General features: G+C 69.8%; 2 protein-coding genes. One reads left to right on the top strand and one right to left on the bottom strand.

Annotated elements, in window-relative coordinates; genetic code table 11:
* Positions 1-194: 194 nt before the first annotated feature.
* Positions 195-1,424, top strand: a complete 1,230-nt coding sequence (locus tag VFX99_RS12460) for an AI-2E family transporter (RefSeq protein ID WP_329666612.1) — start codon at positions 195-197, stop codon at positions 1,422-1,424.
* 18 nt (positions 1,425-1,442) lie between these two features.
* Here the strand turns inward: VFX99_RS12460 and VFX99_RS12455 are convergent.
* The coding region (locus tag VFX99_RS12455; protein ID WP_329666611.1) for an NAD(P)/FAD-dependent oxidoreductase at positions 1,443-2,694 on the bottom strand (1,252 nt) is incomplete at its 5' end.

Here is a 2,694-nt window from a genome sequence, read left to right as displayed (position 1 = left end):
TCATCGGGAATCGACCAGGTCACCGCGAAATGGCGACCCGCCGGCATCCGGACGAAGCGGTGAATGTGGACCATGGACGTCTCATCGTAGGGTCACCCGCGGAACGTCACCACGCGCAATCACGCGGCAAGGGTGATGCCGCCGCGGTGCGGCCCGCAGTACTGTGCAGACGCCCCATTCGAGAAGGGTTCCCCATGACCGACCCATCGGATGCCGGCGACCCGGGGCGCCTGCGGAGGACGAGAGAGCCGGCGGGTCCGGCGGAGACGGCTGCCGCGCCCGCCAGCCCGCCCGGCGGCGCGGCGGATCTGCGGCATGCGGTCGCGGGCGGAGCGCGTGCCGAGTCGCGTGAGCAGAACCGCGACCGCCGCGGCATCCTGGCGATGATCGACCACCCGCTCGTGGTCGCGTTCGTTGCGACCCTCGGGGTATTGGGGGCCCTGCTGATCGGATCGGCGCTCGGCTCGATCGCGACGATCCTGATCTACATCATCCTCGCCCTGTTCATCTCCCTCGGGCTCGATCCGGTCGTTCGCCGGCTCGAGCGCGCGGGGATGAGGCGAGGGGCGGGCATCGCGATCGTGTTCGTCGCCTTCGCCGTGCTGGTGGCGCTGTTCCTCATCTTCGTCCTGCCGCCGGTGCTGGCGCAGATCGCCGAGTTCATCGTGTCCATCCCGCAGGCGATGGCCGAGATCCAGCAATCCGAGTGGTTCGTGAGCCTGAACGACGACCTGCAGGCCGCCGTGGGGTCGAGCCTGGATCAGCTGTCGGTCTCGCTCGCCGATCCTCACACCGTCGCGGCGATCAGCGGGGGCGCGCTGGCGGTCGGCATCGGCGTCGCGGGCTTCATCTCGGCCAGCTTCATCGTGGTCGCCCTGACCCTGTATTTCCTGGCTTCACTGGCTGCCATGAAGCGGGCGCTGTACTCCCTCGCGCCCGCCCGAAATCGTCCTCGGCTGGCCGACATGACCGAGCGCATCACCGCGTCGGTGGGCGGTGCGTTGATCGGGTCCGTCATCCTGTCGACCATCAACGCCATCGTCGTCTTCGTGCTGCATCTTCTGATCGGGCTGCCCTTCCCGGCGCTGATGGCCCTGATCGCGTTCGTGATCACGTTGATCCCGCTCTTCGGCTCGGTGATCTTCTGGATCCTGGGCACCGTCATCGCACTGTTCTCGAGTCCGTCGCAGGCGCTCATCTTCGGCATCGCGTACCTCGTCTACATCCAGCTCGAGTCCTATGTGGTCAGTCCGCGGGTGATGAACCGCGAGATCTCCATCCCGGCGGCCCTCGTCCTGATCGGCGCTCTGATCGGTGGCGCATTGGCAGGCGTGCTCGGCGTGCTTCTCGCGCTGCCGGTGATGGCTTCGCTGCTGCTGATCATCCGTGAGGTCGTCGTTCCGAAGCAGGATCTGAAGATCTGACCCCTCCGACGAGCGGTTTCAGCGCGGCGAGAGATCCGGCAGTGCCGCCGTTTCGTACTCGTGCCGAAGAGCGCTCAACGCCGCGTGCCAGCCGGCGAGGCCGTGCACGCCGGGGCCGGGGCTGACCGAAGCGGTCGCCAGGTAGACGCCGGGCAGGGGAGTGCGCCAGGGCTCGGGTGAGAGCGTCGGCCGTCGCAGCATCTGTCGGAGGTTCGGCTCGCCGGCGGCGATGTCGCCCCCCACGTAGTTGGGGTTGTGGTGGGCGACCTGTTCGGCGGTGCGCGACGACGTGCCCAGGACGGTGTCGCGGAAGCCCGGCGCGAACCGCTCGATCTGGTCGATGATCGCCTCCCGCCGATCGATGCGGGATCCCGCGGGCACGTGCGTGTACGCCCACAGCGTGTGCTTGCCCGCGGGGGCGCGCGAGTCGTCGAACACCGAGGGCTGCGACACGAGGACGTAGGGCGAATCGCTGAGCCGGCCGCGTGCGACCGCGTTCTCGGACGCCGCGATCTCCCGTCGGGTGCCGCCGAGATGGAGTGTGCCCGCGCGCGAGAGCTCCGGGTGCGCCCAGGGCACCGGATCCGAGAGCGCGAAGTCGACCTTGGCGACTGCGCTGCCGTAACGGAACCGGCTCAACGCCCGGCGGTAGCCCGCGGGCAGGCGCTCACCGGCGAGAGCGAGCAGTGCGCGAGGGGTCACGTCGAGCAGGATCGCCCGCGCGGCCGAGAGCTCGTCGAGAGACCGCACCTCGTGGTCGGTGACGAGCTCGCCGCCGTGCGCCTCCAGGTCGTCGAGGAGCGCGTCGATGATCGCCTGACTGCCGCCGATCGGGATGGGCCAGCCCTCCCTGTGCGCGTACGACGTGAGCGCGAGCCCCGCACCGGCGGCCGCGATGCTCGGCAGCGGCAGGATCGTGTGCGCGGCGACGCCGGTGAGCATCGCGGGAGCGCGGTCGTCCCGGAAACGCGCGTTCCACAGACCCGTGCCCTGCTCGGCGGATGCCGCGCCGAACAGGACCGCCGTGATCGGGTCGGGCGGAACGCGAAGGAGAGTGGAGCCGGTGAACTCCGCCACGCGCGTCGCCCGCTCCGCCAGCGGTCCGATCAGCGCGGCATACGCCCCACCGTCGCGTCCGAGTTCAGCGCGCGTCTGCGCCAGATCCCGGTACGCGATCCCGGCTCGTCCACCGTCGAGCGGATGCGCGAACGAGATCTCGGGCACCGCGAATCGCACGCGCCGCCGCAGCCCGAACTCGCGGAAGAATCGA

It is taken from the genome of Microbacterium sp. (genome assembly GCF_036277215.1).
Taxonomy (GTDB): Bacteria; Actinomycetota; Actinomycetes; order Actinomycetales; family Microbacteriaceae; genus Microbacterium.
The sequence above is the reverse complement of the archived record's forward strand: the minus strand, read 5'-3'. Positions and strand labels throughout refer to the sequence as shown.

Bases quoted from the DNA above. Each gene is read 5' to 3' on its own strand.
- VFX99_RS12460 (WP_329666612.1), top strand. From the start codon at position 195: ATGACCGACCCATCGGATGCCGGCGACCCGGGGCGCCTGCGGAGGACG.